The sequence below is a fragment of the uncultured Agathobaculum sp. genome (genome assembly GCF_963927765.1).
In the GTDB taxonomy this organism is placed as follows: domain Bacteria; phylum Bacillota; class Clostridia; order Oscillospirales; family Butyricicoccaceae; genus Agathobaculum.
This window is the reverse complement of record NZ_CAWVCU010000109.1, coordinates 22,161-36,792: the sequence shown is the minus strand read 5'-3', so window position 1 is coordinate 36,792 and position 14,632 is coordinate 22,161. Positions and strand designations below refer to the sequence as shown.

The 14,632-nt window shown below is 50.3% G+C and carries 17 protein-coding genes; all 17 read right to left on the bottom strand.

Going from position 1 to position 14,632, the window contains the following annotated elements:
• Positions 1-119: 119 nt before the first annotated feature.
• The 17 genes from fliN to flgB all read right to left on the bottom strand — a co-directional run bounded on the left by fliN (position 120) and on the right by flgB (position 14,576).
• Positions 120-1,481, bottom strand: a complete 1,362-nt coding sequence (gene fliN / locus ABGT74_RS10270; protein WP_346705451.1) for a flagellar motor switch protein FliN — start codon at positions 1,479-1,481, stop codon at positions 120-122.
• Between the two features lie 2 nt (positions 1,482-1,483).
• Positions 1,484-2,515, bottom strand: coding sequence for a FliM/FliN family flagellar motor switch protein (locus ABGT74_RS10265; RefSeq protein ID WP_346705449.1), 1,032 nt, complete (start codon positions 2,513-2,515; stop codon positions 1,484-1,486).
• Between the two features lie 26 nt (positions 2,516-2,541).
• The gene (locus tag ABGT74_RS10260) at positions 2,542-3,318 is read right to left on the bottom strand and encodes a flagellar motor protein MotB (RefSeq protein ID WP_346705448.1); all 777 of its coding nucleotides are present in this window, start codon (positions 3,316-3,318) and stop codon (positions 2,542-2,544) included.
• A 39-nt stretch (positions 3,319-3,357) separates the two neighbouring features.
• On the bottom strand, positions 3,358-4,194 hold the full coding sequence (locus ABGT74_RS10255; protein ID WP_297282496.1) for a MotA/TolQ/ExbB proton channel family protein: 837 nt from the start codon (positions 4,192-4,194) through the stop codon (positions 3,358-3,360).
• A gap of 60 nt (positions 4,195-4,254) precedes the next feature.
• The gene (locus ABGT74_RS10250) at positions 4,255-4,482 is read right to left on the bottom strand and encodes a flagellar FlbD family protein (RefSeq protein WP_297282559.1); all 228 of its coding nucleotides are present in this window, start codon (positions 4,480-4,482) and stop codon (positions 4,255-4,257) included.
• 103 nt (positions 4,483-4,585) lie between these two features.
• Positions 4,586-5,680, bottom strand: coding sequence for a flagellar hook-basal body complex protein (locus ABGT74_RS10245; protein ID WP_346705447.1), 1,095 nt, complete (start codon positions 5,678-5,680; stop codon positions 4,586-4,588).
• Between the two features lie 91 nt (positions 5,681-5,771).
• The gene (locus ABGT74_RS10240) at positions 5,772-6,161 is read right to left on the bottom strand and encodes a TIGR02530 family flagellar biosynthesis protein (RefSeq protein ID WP_297282494.1); all 390 of its coding nucleotides are present in this window, start codon (positions 6,159-6,161) and stop codon (positions 5,772-5,774) included.
• 28 nt (positions 6,162-6,189) lie between these two features.
• Complete coding sequence (locus tag ABGT74_RS10235) at positions 6,190-6,786, bottom strand: flagellar hook capping FlgD N-terminal domain-containing protein (RefSeq protein ID WP_297282493.1); 597 nt, start codon at positions 6,784-6,786, stop codon at positions 6,190-6,192.
• Positions 6,787-6,808: 22 nt separating this feature from the next.
• Entirely contained in the window at positions 6,809-7,942 is a 1,134-nt protein-coding gene (locus ABGT74_RS10230) for a flagellar hook-length control protein FliK (RefSeq protein WP_297282492.1), read from the bottom strand.
• 70 nt (positions 7,943-8,012) lie between these two features.
• Positions 8,013-8,468 (bottom strand): flagellar FliJ family protein, encoded by a 456-nt coding sequence (locus tag ABGT74_RS10225; protein ID WP_346705446.1) that lies wholly within the window; start codon positions 8,466-8,468, stop codon positions 8,013-8,015.
• 37 nt (positions 8,469-8,505) lie between these two features.
• Positions 8,506-9,807 (bottom strand): flagellar protein export ATPase FliI, encoded by a 1,302-nt coding sequence (gene fliI, locus ABGT74_RS10220; protein ID WP_297282490.1) that lies wholly within the window; start codon positions 9,805-9,807, stop codon positions 8,506-8,508.
• Positions 9,808-9,827: 20 nt separating this feature from the next.
• Positions 9,828-10,670, bottom strand: a complete 843-nt coding sequence (locus ABGT74_RS10215) for a FliH/SctL family protein (RefSeq protein WP_297282489.1) — start codon at positions 10,668-10,670, stop codon at positions 9,828-9,830.
• A gap of 16 nt (positions 10,671-10,686) precedes the next feature.
• A complete protein-coding gene (gene fliG, locus ABGT74_RS10210; RefSeq protein ID WP_346705445.1) occupies positions 10,687-11,694 on the bottom strand; it encodes a flagellar motor switch protein FliG in 1,008 nt (335 codons plus the stop codon).
• Positions 11,687-13,306, bottom strand: coding sequence for a flagellar basal-body MS-ring/collar protein FliF (gene fliF / locus ABGT74_RS10205; RefSeq protein ID WP_346705444.1), 1,620 nt, complete (start codon positions 13,304-13,306; stop codon positions 11,687-11,689). The genes fliG and fliF overlap by 8 nt, the downstream gene beginning before the upstream one ends.
• Positions 13,307-13,364: 58 nt before the next feature.
• Positions 13,365-13,679 (bottom strand): flagellar hook-basal body complex protein FliE, encoded by a 315-nt coding sequence (locus tag ABGT74_RS10200; RefSeq protein WP_346705443.1) that lies wholly within the window; start codon positions 13,677-13,679, stop codon positions 13,365-13,367.
• 27 nt (positions 13,680-13,706) lie between these two features.
• Entirely contained in the window at positions 13,707-14,174 is a 468-nt protein-coding gene (gene flgC / locus ABGT74_RS10195) for a flagellar basal body rod protein FlgC (RefSeq protein WP_297282485.1), read from the bottom strand.
• Positions 14,175-14,192: 18 nt separating this feature from the next.
• Positions 14,193-14,576 (bottom strand): flagellar basal body rod protein FlgB, encoded by a 384-nt coding sequence (gene flgB, locus ABGT74_RS10190; protein WP_297282484.1) that lies wholly within the window; start codon positions 14,574-14,576, stop codon positions 14,193-14,195.
• Positions 14,577-14,632: the final 56 nt, after the last annotated feature.

The window sequence follows — 14,632 nt, the reverse complement described above, 5'->3', positions numbered from 1 at the left end:
TTGAGCGTGTTCTTTACCATCATTCGCATGAAAGCTGCATCATCTACTAACAAAATCTTTGCCATGGTTCATCCCATCCTTTTCATTTTTCAAAATAATATATGAAGTATTATTGCTTATTAGAGGTCTTCCAGCGCAAGCGGCTCGATAATTTCGGCGATGCGCAATCCAAAGCTGTCATCGACAACAACAATATCACCCTTCGCGATGCACTTACCATTGACGTAGAGGTCTGCACGGTCACCTGCCAAGCGATCTAGTACCACAAGCGAACCCTTTGTGTAGTTCAAAATATCCTTGACACGTCGACGCGTGCGGCCGATTTCTACCGAAACATCCACCGGAACAGACATCAGCAAATCCAAATTGCCTTCCTGCTCCTCATTCAGGCTGGTAGCCCGCTCTTCAAACTTGGGCATAGCCGGCTTGGATGTCTTAATAGTTTTTGGCTCCGGCGCCGCCTGTTGCTGCTGCGGCGGCATATAGTACATCGGCGGATAGGGCATCTGCATACCATACGGCGGATATCCCATCGCCGCATATTGCTGCTGCATTTCCGGCGACATTTGCTGCATCGGCTGCGGAACCGCTGCCTGCTGCGGCTGTGCTTGTGCTACAGGCTGCTGCGGCATAGCAGAAGGAGTTTGCTGCGGCGCTGCTTGCGGCTGCGCGGGCTGCTCCACTACTGCCGGTGCCGCCGGCTGCGGCTCAGGCGTAGACTCTGCTGCCTGATCCCCACCCATATTTTGAGCCAGCAACTTTTCAATTTCCTCCTGACTCAGGGGTGCACCACTATTGTCATTGGACTCTTCCGGTTCAGCCGCCACAGCGGGCTGCGTAGCGGGTACAACCTCCGGTTCCTGACCGATTTCCATACCAACATCTTCCCCTTCGATACCAAAGCCTTTTAACAGCTCGCGTACCAAATCCATGCTGAGCGCACTCATAAATTCGCTTTCCACCGCATCCTCAATGCTGAACTTAAAGCGAACGACAACCAGCATGCCGTTTGACGGGAAATACTTATCCACAAATTCATGTAAGCTGCCGATTTCAAACGCTTGCGGTGTGGAAATATTGACCATGCGATTAAGAAAATCAGACATCGCGGTGGAAGCCGCACCCATCATCTGATTCATGACTTCACAAATCGCACTCATGTTCAATTCGTTGATCTGGAAGTCCTCATCCTTGGTCGTCGTGCCCATCAGGATATCAACGATTGCGCGCACGTCGCTGCGCTTGAGCAACATGATGTTGCTGCCGCTCAGACCCGCCACATAGTCGATCTTGACACCAATTGCCGGCTGTAAATCCCCAAGCGTGAAATCCTGTGCAGATACCACGCTTACCGTCGGCGTCGTAATATCCACGCGACGTGCAAGCATATTGGAAACCGCAGTCGCAGAGGAACCCAGACTGATATTAAAGATTTCCCCAATCGCATCAATCGCCATTGGGCTAAATACACTCGATCCCATTCTTACTGCCTCTCTCCTTCATCCTGCACATTTTCCATGTCGGATAGCACATAAGTATTGTCTATCCGCACCGCCTTATTCTTTTGAAACACTCCCATTTTGCCGTCGAACCATCGCTTTCCACCAATATTCAAGAAGATCTTTGAATCTTTTGGCTGGTCCAAGAAGATTACGTCCCCGACATGCAGATGATAAATATCCTCCAAACGCAGGGTGGTATGCTGAAACTCTGCCGTAATCTCCAGATCTGAACCACGCAAGTAATCCATAATCTCTTCGCTGTCATGTTGATTGGTCTGCCGGATACTTGCCGTCTCCCGATTCATCTGGCCGAACACATCACTGAGCATGGTACCCGGCAAAACGATACTGAAGCGACCGTTGCACACCGGTGTACGGATCGTAATACCAACAATGACGACAGCCTCTTCCAAGCCGATCAGCTGCACCAGCGTGGGATTGACCTCCACCCTCTGGAACCGAAAGTTGAGATCAATATAATTTTTCCACGCACTGGACAGGCTGTCAATCAAATTCGTCATGAGATCGGTATACAGACGCAATTCAATATCCGTATACTGATAATCCGAACTCACTTCTCCCTCGGTTTCACCATCTCCACCGAGCAACCGGTCAAGCATGCTCAACATGATGCCTGTTGTGATATGAAAGAGAATCGGCTCTTTTTCCGCGGTATCATCAAATGAATCTTGTGCTAGTGTCAGTACATCCCGCTCTGACAAGGCATTTGAGAATTCAAAATACCGTTGCTCCTCTACCGAGTCAACCTCCAACTCGCACGACATGTGCAGCATTGCATTCAACCGGGAGGATAAAATCCGCACATAGCTTTCAAAAATACTGCTGATCATCTTCAAGCGATCGCGCGTGAATTTTTTCGGGCTATAGAAATCGTATTTTGGATACTTTTTTTCTTCGGATTTATCCTTTTCGGTCGATGACATGTCCATGTCGCCGTTGCGCGCAGCAGCAAGCAGGGCATCGATCTGACTTTGTGATAAAACTTCAGACATTATAACAAATCCTTTTACTCTTTACTCTACTCGGCTTCGCCTTCGCGTATCGTAAAATACTGATCTACGCTGGTTTCCGCACTGTCTGCGTCCATACCGGTGATCATAATCTCGACACGGCGGTTCTGAGCCCGTTCCGCATCGGTATCAAAACCGGCAATCGGACGCCACTGCCCGTATCCCACACTGACCAGCTTATCCGGATCAATTACGTTCTTTTCTTGCAAATACACCGTTACCGTTGCCGCACGATTGGAGGCAAGAAAACGGTCAACCGTAGGATTATTGGGTTTTGACGGATCGCCTTGCGAGGTATGTCCCATAACACGCATTTCATCGATCAACTCATTTTGCGGCGCAATCGCTTTTGCCACCTCATCCAGCATACGCTTGCCTGAATCCAGCAGCACATAACTGTCGCCTTCAAAAAATACGGCGTCACGGAACGTGATAAAAACATAGTCCGCGCCCTGTGTGATCGACATCTGCTGCTGCAGATTATTCTTCTCACTATATTCATTGAGCGCCATTGCAATCTGATTGAGCGCTGCAGTGACGTCTGCCTGTGAAATCAATTCGGCATCCTTGGTATCATCATTTTCCTGACCAGTGCCCTGACCGGGTGTACCCATCGTTTCAGACGTAGATTCGCGCTTAAAGCTTTGCACAATCATCGCCCATTTGGTCTCATTGATGGTGGACATACTATACAGCAGAACGAAAAAGCAGAGAAGCAGCGTGACCATATCACCATATGTATCCTGCCAGTTAGCTCCGCCCCCACCCTTTCTCCGTCTTTTCACATCTGCGACTTCCTTTCTCTTTCTTTCAAGGCAGAGCGTTTATTCCTGCTCCTTGCCTCGGCCCCCGCGCCCTTTTTTCTTCTCAGAGCCGCCACCTGTTGCATTCTGCTCCAGATAGCCCTCCAGCTTTTCGCGAATAAACTTCGGATTTTCACCAGACTGGATCGCCATAACACCCTCGACGATCAACTGTCTGCAGAGGCATTCTTCCTCATCTCGGGTACGCAGGTTGTTGGCAATCGGGTTAAAAACCAGGTTAGCCAAAATAACGCCATAGAACGTAGTAATCAACGCAACACCCATATCCTTACCAATATTGGAGGAACCGCCTTCCGGATCCATATTAACCAGCATGTTAATCAGACCGATCAGCGTACCAACCATACCGAAAGCCGGTGCAGCCGCAGATGCCTTCTCGTACATGGAAGCAACATCATCATGTCGCGTGCTCAGCTGCTCGATATCACTTGTCAGCATATCCCGCACCTTATCGGAATCATTACCATCCACGATCAGCATAATGCTTTTCTTGAAAAACGGATCTTCCAACTGATTGGCACGCTCTTCCAGTGCCAGAAGACCATTTTTACGAGCAATCTGCGCAAACTCAACAATCTCGTCAATAATAGCCGATGAATTGAATTTTTTCTGGTTCAAAATGATTCCAATATGCTTTGGAAATTTTGCCAACATTTTTCCAGGATGACCTGCAATAATTGTTGCTAACGTACCACCCAAAACAATAAAAACACTGGCGGCATCACCAAAGTTGGTAAGCTGTGTAAAGTCAAACGGTCCCGGATCGCCGCCGATTGACATACCTAAAACAAGCAAAATAATGCCGCCAACGATACCCAAAATAAATGTTAAATTCATTTCTTACACGTCCCCCAATCTGAATCCGTCCAAAGACGAGCTGTCAGAATGCAGTTGTATCTATATTAAGTCTCCGCGTTTATCGGAGATCGTGATTTCACGGTAAATATCCCGCACGCGTGCGGTGTAGTTTTCAATCTGGCGAACCACTGCCTCCGGCGTTTCCCGTACGATATAATAATCATGGTTCATCATAATGATTTTAGTTTCAGGAATCATTTCAATTGTCTCAATCTGCATATGGTTCAATAAAAATGGTTCTCTGTTCAGTTTTGTCAACCGGATCATGTCGTTCACCTTTCCCCACTTCAGAAGATTTCAGGCTTTGGGGGGGGCGCAATACGCGCCCCCGGCCGCCTTCATTTACGCGATATATCTCACAAGAGAATCATTAACGCTTCATACTAACCAGATCGGACAACATTTCATCTGTTACAGTAATGATCTTGGTATTTGCCTGGAAACCGCGCTGTGTCGTGATCAGATCAGCAAATTCCGTTGCAACGTCCGTCTTGGAGGACTCCAAGCCACCCGACAGGATCTGGGTCTTTCCAGCACCGGTGAGTACAATCCTTTCGGTATCGTCTACGTCAGTATTATTATTGAGTGCACCTACGACGGTACCGCCACAAGTACCCACTACAACGTCGCCTGCGTTGTTGCCAGCCCTATAATAGCCATCGCTTTCCTTGGTAAGGCCATTCGGGTTAATAACGCTGCCGATCGGAATAATACCAACAGTAACCGCCTGATTATCCTGCGTTACTGCGGTGATAACACCATTTTTATCAACACTCAGGTTAACGCTTTGTACATTTACGCGCTTGTCTTCATCAGCAGCTGTGCCATCAACATCCGGCCATGTCAGTGTGTTATCGTCGGGATTTAACGTCGGATACAACGCACCGCCTTCTTTAACGCCTGTATTAGCATCGCTCGCTGGTGCAGAAACCGGCAAACGAATCGGACGCAGGCAGGTATCCCATTGGACATTTCCATCTGCATCTTTGGACAAGTTGCCGTTTGCATCGCCCTGCGGCATAAAGCCATAGACACAATAACCATTGTTATCGACCAGATAACCATCCGAATCTAAGAAGAAATTACCAACTCGCTTGAGCGTCAGATTATTCGGATCCGGCTCATAACCAACATCCTCATCCGGCTTCGGACCAACCATAAAGAAACCATTGCCATTCAAATAGAGGTTGGAATTGATACCGGTCGGCGCATAAGTACCACCGCTCATGTTCAAATCGATGGAAGCAACCTGAGAGCCGTAGCCGATCTGAGATGCGTTGGTACCACCATACTGGGTACCGCCCGCCGTACTGTTGCTGATCGAAGTATACATAGACTCGCTGAACGAAGTAACGCCCGGCTTAAAGCCATATGTATTGGCATTGGCAATGTTGTTGCCGATTACATTCATTTTCTGCATGTGGGTCTGCAAACCCGCAATTGCAGCGTACATAGAACCTGTCATAAGTTATATTTGCTCCTTCCAATTCATACGGTGCGGTCGGCAGCCGTCATACGGACAAGCTTCCAAAGCACCCTAAAAAGGACCTGCTTTCTTACCGAAGAAGAACAGCACCGTCTATATTGGTAAATACATTGTCGCGCATTTCATCTTGTGAAATGGCTGTAATCACTTTACTTTGCGGCACGTTTACAATAAACGCACGCCCTGCATCCAGCACCAAAATATTCTTGGCGCCTTTTTCCTGCGCCTTACCAACAGAATGCGCCAGCTGACTCATCAGATCGTCGGTCATCTCGATACCCCGCTCCTCTGCGCGCTGTTGCGCATGCTTGGAAAACTCCACGGTCGGCGTTGTTTGCTGCGCCGTGCCGAGCTGCTCCATTCGCTGCCGAAGCAGATCACCAAAAGTACCTGCTGAGGTCTGCGCTGTCTGTTGTAATGGTTGGCCTAATGAACTGCTTCCACTAATTCGGTCAATCATTTTTTATCGCCATCTTTCCTACCCGGATTCACTCCGCGTTCAAAGGATCGGGAAGCTGTTTGTCCGGGTCAACCCCAAAATCAGGATCCGGGTTATCCGGATCAGGCAGATCCGTGTCTCCTCCGTCTTCTTCCTCCGGCAATTTACCAACCGCCATAATGGAGCTGAGTGAATACGACTTACCATTCACAAAAATGACCTGTTCGCCGTTATACGTTCCCGTACCGGTTACTTCACCGACAATTTCGTTCAAGCCGGTGCCGCTGGTGTATTCACCAATCGTAACCGTCTTGCCAACCAGAGAAGCCGCATAGGACATCGTCGCCGCGTCCGTCATGGTTGCCATAGACTGAATCGTCGACATCGAAAGCAGCTGATTCATCATATCGCTTGTAGACGCCGGATTATCAATATCCTGATTCTGGAACTGGACAATCATCATCTGAAGAAAGTCCTCCATCGTCAGCGTCAGATTATCCGCGCTGCTATCCTTCAAATAACCGACATTATTATCCGTATCTGCATCCGAGGCTTTGTTTGTCTGCTTACTGTTATTATAAGCATTTGTGTTCTGATTAGAGGTTCTCGCTATCGTAGGAGTAAACAAATCGCTCATATAGCTCATTATACTTTCTCACTTCCTTTCATCAAACCGCATCGAGTTGATAAAGCCCTAGGCGCAGTTGACCCAGAAAACTGTCTTGCTCCGCTTTGCTCTGCTTCGGATGGGATTGCTCTTCCTGCTGCTGCCGGTTCTGCTGGTTGTGTCCATCATACTGCGGCTGCTCCGGCTCCTGCTGCTGCACCTGAACATGCACTGTCTGGCCGGTACGGTCTTCCAGCAACGCGCCCAGATTGCCTGCATGCTGCGCCAGCAGCGAAGTGGTCTTTGCATTATCCGCAAAAATCACCAAGCCCATTTTGCCGCCATGCTGCACTAGTTCGATTGTGATATGACCGAGGTTTTCCGGCTGCAATTGGATCTGCACCTTGTCACCCACGGTATTCAGCTTTGCCTGAATGGTATCTGCAAGCTGCTTCTCCATATCCGGTGCATTGACGTCGACCGTCGGCGTAGCATCGCCCACCTTGACGGGTACGGTCTCCACATCACGGAACAAAGGCTGCTCCTGCTTCGTCACAACAACAGATTGATCGTCCGGCTGGTCTACTTCTACCATTTTCTGTTCGGTAGCGGCCTCTCCGGTCGATTGCTGCTCAGTCTGTGCCGATGCATTCTGCAAACCTTGCTGCTGCACGCCCTCCTGCGGTGCCGTGACCTCGGGAGCGGTCTGCATCTGCTCAGGCGCTGCCTGCTGCGGGACTTGCACGGTCGGCTGCGCTGCCTCCTGCTGTACTGCGGGAGCCATCGTCTCGCCTGCCACTGCGGTTTGCACGGTCTGAGCGACTGCTGCGTCCACTGTAGGCATTGTGGCTACCATATCCACATTCTCCTGCGCGGTCTGCTGCACTGCAACATCCTGCACCACATATGGCTGGAGTAACAAAGCCGCCATAGCCTGCCGCACATCATCGGAAACTTCCGGGACATTCTCCTGCGGAGTTTGCTGATCGGTCTGCTGCGTTTTGTCATTCTGCGCCGGTTTCGACTGTGTCTGCTGATCGTTCGAACTGGGTTTATTGGACGATACCGCGTCTTGCTTCTGCGACATCATGTCCTGAAAAGAATCCCCATTCGAATCCTTGCCAGTGTTGGAACCAGACACCTGACCTTGCTGCATGATCATCTGCATCATCATGTTGATCTGCTCCATATTCATTTCTCTCTCACCTCCTTTCACCTAAGGATAAGGACAGGCGCGGCTTTGTGACAACGCCCGCAACGCCCATTTAATGGACCGCTGCGCCTGCCATCACACGGGCGTTGGATACAAACTCATCAATAAACTGTTCTTCACTTTTCTGCACGGATTTTTGATAAAGCTGCCATTTCTTCTCTTTGAGTTTTTCAATGGTCGCTTTATCCGTTTTGGCACGGATCACTTCATTCCGCTTGCTTTCTTCTTCTCTTTTGCGTAAAGCCAGCGTTTCCTGTGCCTTTTGGATTTCCTTTTCCTGTACCTGCAACATCAGGTCATAGCCGACGGCGTCTGCAATCGTCATGCCCTGCTGCTTTTTCTCTCGATATTCCTGATTAACTTCGTCAAACCGCTGCTGCAACGCTGCGACAACCGCTTCCTGTTCGCGTACACGCGCAATGGCAGCCGCATGCTCGATACGGAGCGTATCCAGAAGCTGTTCCCGATAGTGCAGAACTGTTTCCATGGAAAAACGGAACTTCTTCATTGGAATCATCTCCTTTGCTTTCGCATTCCTTCATGAATTACTGTAAAATCGTCTCCAACTGGTGCAGGCTGTCGTCATAGCTGAACGATTCATTGATGCCCTGCATCAGGAACGCATTGATCTGATCAATCTTTGAGATTGCGTAATCCAGACGTGGATTTGTTCCCGCTTTATAAGCGCCGATGGACAACAAATCCTCGTTTTTTTCATAGACGCTCAAAATATCACGCAATTTGCTGGCCAGTTCCCTATGTTTGGGAGAAACGATTTCAACCATCAAACGGGAAATACTGGCCGACACGTCGATCGCCGGAAAATGGTTTGCATTCGCGAGCTTACGCGATAAAACAATATGTCCATCCAGAATACCGCGGACGGTATCGGCAATCGGCTCATTGGTGTCGTCGCCCTCCACCAGCACGGTATAAACACCGGTGATGGAACCGCGCTCAAAGTTACCGCTTCGCTCTAGCAATTTGGGAAGCTCTGCATAAATGGACGGCGTATAGCCGCGTGCCACCGGCGGTTCACCGACCGCAAGGCCGATTTCACGCTGCGCCATGGCAAAACGCGTCAGCGAATCCATCATCAGCAAAACATCTTTTCCCTGATCCCGGAAATACTCCGCGATAGCCGTCGCAACCGACGGGCATTTCATACGCAGCATGGCAGGCTGGTCAGAAGTCGCAACCACCAAAACCGAACGTCGCATGCCTTCCTCGCCCAGATCTTTCTGAACGAATTCCAGCACCTCGCGTCCACGTTCACCCACCAACGCAATCACGTTGATATCCGTTTTGACGTTTTTCGCAATCATGCCCATCAGCGTGGATTTACCAACGCCGGAACCTGCAAAGATACCGATACGCTGTCCTTTGCCGATCGTCAGCGTGGAATCAATCGCGCGCACGCCAAAGTCCACACGCTCCCGAATCGGCGGACGCGTCAACGGGTTGATATATGGGCTGTCCACATAATAACTGTCCCCTTCTGGGAAGGGCTCCAGCCCGTCAATGGGTTTCCCCATCGCATTGATGATTCTCCCGCGGAGAAAATCCCCTACCTGTAACCGTAGGCGACGTCCGGTATTGCGGACAAAGCTGCCGGGTGCAAGTCCATTCATATTTTGATACGGCATAAGCAGCATACGGTCGCTTTTGAAGCCAACCACCTCAGCCAGCACTTGGCTGTTCGACTCTGCCGAGTAGATACGGCAAATATCACCGATTGCCCCGCGGCCACCCGATGCCTCGATCGACATACCGACAATGTTCTCGATTTTGCCGGTGCGGCTCAGCATATCGCCGTCTTTAATTTGTTGAATGACTTGCTCAAACATAGGTTTTCTCCCCGAACAGGCTATGAAAAGTTCTCATGGATAACCGAACGGATATTTTCAAGCTGCGTTGACGCACTTGCATCAATGATCTCATCCGGCATTTCCACAATGCAGGTTCCTGATTCGGCATCCCGCATGGGTACGATCTTGATATGATCAGATAAACTGGACAGCGCCGCAGACAGGGATGGATCACTTTGCGCGACACCCTTTACATCGCAGTCTGCAACGTATATCTGCACCCATTCGCGGCGCTTCAGTTTTTCCGTTGCCGCAACGATCATGCGTTTGATGATCTCTTCGCTGCTTTTCAAGCTGACGTGAATCACCTTTTCCGCCACCGTCACCGCAACATCCAGCAGTTCGCCACTCAGCTTATCTATCTTCTCATCACGCATATTGCTTGCCTGCGTGAGAAACCGCTGCACTGCCTCCACAGATTCCTGTGCCGCTTTGTGCATCGCGGCGGATGCCTCTTGCTGTCCTTTGCGCTGGCCTTCCACATAGCCCTGGTTATAGCCTTCTTCCGATGCCTGTTGGTGGATTCTTGCCACCTCTGCTTCGGCAGCCTGCTTCGCCTGCTCTATGATATGCTCAGCCTGCGCCTGCGCATTCCGGATCAATTCATCTGCCTGTGCCTGCGCCATCGAAAGCGCCCGCTCAAAGCTGCCGCTTTCCGGCTCCTGTATTTCCTCCTCCTGCGCTTCCGCTTCAGCAGTATGCACTGCTTTCGCTTCCTGCGCAGGCTTTCCACCGTCCGCTCCCTCGCTGGGAACGCTTTCTTTGAGGCGGATCATCTCCTCCAACTGGCTGACCAGTTGTTCCTCATCCGGCAGCTCGTATTCTTCAGCCTTCGGTTTCATGAAATACTTCAGAATACTAGGCAATGATCTCATCCTTTCCGCCCTTCAGAATAATGATTTCATTGCGCTCTTCCAAATCACGAATGATACCAACAATACGCTGCTGTGCCTCTTCCACGTCACGAATACGCACATTGGTCGTAATTTCGAGATCTTCCTCGATATTCTGACGCATACGGGTAGACATGTTGGTAAACAGCTTGTTGGCGACATCCTTGTTGGCGCCCTTGAGCGCCAGAACAATATCGCGCATATCGCAATCGCGGACAAAACGCTGTACCGAACGGTCGTCCATATGTACGATATCCTCGAATACGAACATACGCTTGCGAATCTCCTCGGCCAGCGTACCATCGTTTTTTTCCAAGCCGTCGAAAATTGCCTTTTCGCTCGAACGCTCCAAATTGTTCATAATCGCAGCAATATGATCCAGACCACCGATCTGCACATTCTCCGTGACAATAAGGCTGGAGAACTTCTTCTGCAATTCGTCCTCGATCATCTTGACCGCCGTCGGGGATGCACTCTCCATGCGCGCGATGCTCTTTACCACGCGCAGCTTCTTCTTCGGCGGCAACTCTTCCAGAACCGCCGCCGCCTTATCGGGATCAACATACGACAGCACCAGCGCAATGGTCTGCGCACGCTCATGCTGCAATGTAGAAAGCAATGTCTTTGCGTCCGTCTTGTTGAGGAACGAGAACGAACGGTTGCTCAGTGCCTTGGTCACCTTGCTCAGCAGCTGCTCGGCCGCCTGATCGCCAAAGGCCTTTTGCAGTACCGAACGGGCATATTCCATACCGCCCTCGGTAATAGCCTTGTTGGTCAGGCACATCTGATAAAAGTCTTCCAGCACCTGCTCCGTTTGTTCCGGATCAATATAACCAAGCTTTGCAACCTCAATGGTCAGCTGTTCGAGTTCATCCGAATTCATGTATTGATAAATCCGGGATGCTTTTTCCGTGCCAATGGCAACGATCACGGTTGCCGCTTTTTGTGCGGGTGTCAACTCCTGCTCAGCCATTTGCACCCTCCCCTCTGAGCCATGTACGGATCATCTGAGCCGCAATTTCCGGATTCTCCTCCGTAAACTTGCGAATCTCCTGTTTCAGCTCCATACTCTTTTCATTCTTGATCTCCAGAACATTATCGATCTGCTCCTTCGCCTGCTCGGCAGCCAGCGCCTCTTGCGCTGCAAGCTCCTCAGCCTGCTGAGCAAGCAGCAATTCCTCTGCCTTCTTGCGGCGCTTGGAACGGATGACCAGCAGAACAATGAGCAGCAACAGCAGTCCAAATACGCCTGCGCCGACATACAGCGCCCGCTTAGGAATCTGCAGACCCGGCAGGAGCGGCGTGGTCGTAGCGTTCTCCGCATCCGGATTGTAGAACGGTGCTACCAGCACATTGATCTTGTCCGCTTGCTGATCGGTAGAAATACCGGCCGCGCGCGCGATGTGACTGATGAGCTGCGCCGTGCCAACATTGCCGGCTGTGTCCTGATTGATAGTGACCGCAATCATCACATCGGTTACCACACCAAAGTTCTGCTCACTCTGCTGCGTCGAGGTATTGACATTCATATCCTCCGTACCGCTGTTTTTCAGATACTGCTCGTCACCATTTACTGCATTCTCCGATTCCATATAAGTCGGGATATCTGCATTGGTCGTGGTACCGACCGTGCCGCCGTTTGCGGCATCCTCACCGCGCACCAGTTCCTGATCGTATTCGCGATGACCGATGATGCCTTCGCCATCCGGCGCACCTTCGGGCGTGGTATATTCGGTCGTCTCCTGTACGCGGTGGCTGACATCCACTGTACTGGTCACGCTGACCCGTACATTATCCGCGCCATAAATCGGGCTAAGCGCCTGCAACACTTCATTACGGACACGGTTGTTGACCTGATTCTCCAAACGCAGCTTCAGATCCGACGCGGACGCCGTCGAAGTATCCGTGCTGCCGGGGGTATAGCTGTTGCCAATGGAGTCTGTGATCGTTACGCTTTCGAAATCCAACCCCTGCACACTGTGCGCAACAAAGTTGCCGATCGCATCCACATAGCTGTCCGGCAGAGCACCGCCGTCCTGCATCTCGACAAATACCGCCGCAGTTGCAGGCGTTGCGTTATCGCTGTCCAGCACATACCGCTGATCCGAACCGGGTGTAATATCCACGACAGCGTTTTTAACGCCCGAGAAATTACGGATAACCGCAGCCATGCGATCCTGCAGCTCGTAGTTCTTCAGGGTTTCCCGATCGGATTCGCTCGACATCATGCCGACGTTATCCAAATATGTACCGTACAGGAAGCCACTCTTAGGATAACCGTCTACCAGCAGCTTGGCTTGCAGGTTGGTCACCTGATCCTGCGGCACCTTGATTGTGTCGCCCTCTATTTTATAGTCCGTCGCACCATACTCGTCTAGCTTGCCCACAATCGCTGAAGCCTCATCAGTCGTGAGCCCTGTGACCAGTGTTTCATACGGCTGATTATTCAAAACCAATGCCAGGATAACAGCAACAGCAATAACCACGATCAATGCGACCGCGGTGATTTTAATATACTTTGACTTGTGCTCCCCAACATATAAGTCTTTGACTTTTTTCAGGCCGCTCTGAAATTTCTCTTTCACAATCTTCTCCGCCTCGTCCCAGAGTTTCCCTCATTTCAGAGGGTTCGCAGTTGCACGATTAAATGCTCATGCGTGAAATTTCGCTATAGGCATCCAGTGCTTTATTTCTCAATTCCGCGAGCAACTGAACAGAAAGCGTCGCTTTCGTGCCAGCAATGGTAGCTACAGCCGGATTGTCCAGCTGACCTGTCGCCAACAAGTACTGCGCCTCGCTGTACTCTGCATCTGTTTGCTTTACGTTATTGATCGCATTCTGAAATACATCCGCAAACACCGGAAAGCCATTCTGCGAAGAAGCGGTATTCTCTTTTGTGTTCGTTTTATCCAGAGAAATCGTATCCCACAAAGGCTGTATCGAACCAATTGTCGCCATGTTCTTTGCCTCCTTATTTATTTACAGTTATCTACCGATATCAAGTGCCCGCGTGGCAACCGTTTTCAAGGTATTGAACGCAGTAACATTTGCCGAATAGGCCTGCGTAGCCGCCATGGCATCCGTTACTTCCTTGACCAGATCCACATTGGGCATTTCAACATATCCCTCTGCATTTGCATCCGGATGTGTCGGGTCATATTGCAACTTAAACGGGCTGGTATCCTCCACGATCTGCGTGACGCGGACACCGCCCGCTTGTGACAAATTATATGTTTCCGCGGGAACATTACCCGCCGCTTGAGCGAGCACCTCACGAAATGTATTCCGACCTCCGTCGGCTTCCATAACCACCATCTTACGTTGATAAGGGCCTTCTCCACCCTCAACACGTGTGGTATTGATGTTTGCAACATTTTCCGAAATAACATCTAACCGCAGCTGCTGCGCTGTCAGCGCAGAACCGGTAATGTTCATTGAACTTAAGAATGCCATGACCTTTTACTCCTTCCCTTATTGTCCACGAATTGCGGCACGAATCAGCGAAAGATCCGTAGAAATCGCATTCATTACGTGCTGCTGCTGTAAAGCGTTTCTGGCCAGTTCGATGCTCTGCTCTGTCGCATCCACACCATTTCCATCCATACGGGCGGTTTCGTTGTCCGCAACATGCACCGTAGCCTGTGCATTTTCCAACGCATCCCGCATATCAGATGCATTGCCGTTCGCCGCAGCCTGCAAGCGCGACCGGAATGTCTCTTCAAAGGTGACATATTTGGTTTTATAGTTTGGTGTCTCCACATTAGCGAGATTATCTAAAATCGCCGTCTGCTTGGTCCACAAGAAGTCCATGGAGCGCTCCATCATCAGAAGCGAGTTACTAGTTATTGAATTCATATAATCGGACCTCCCGTATCAGCGCAATTTGCGCAACCTAAAGATTTTTTTATATT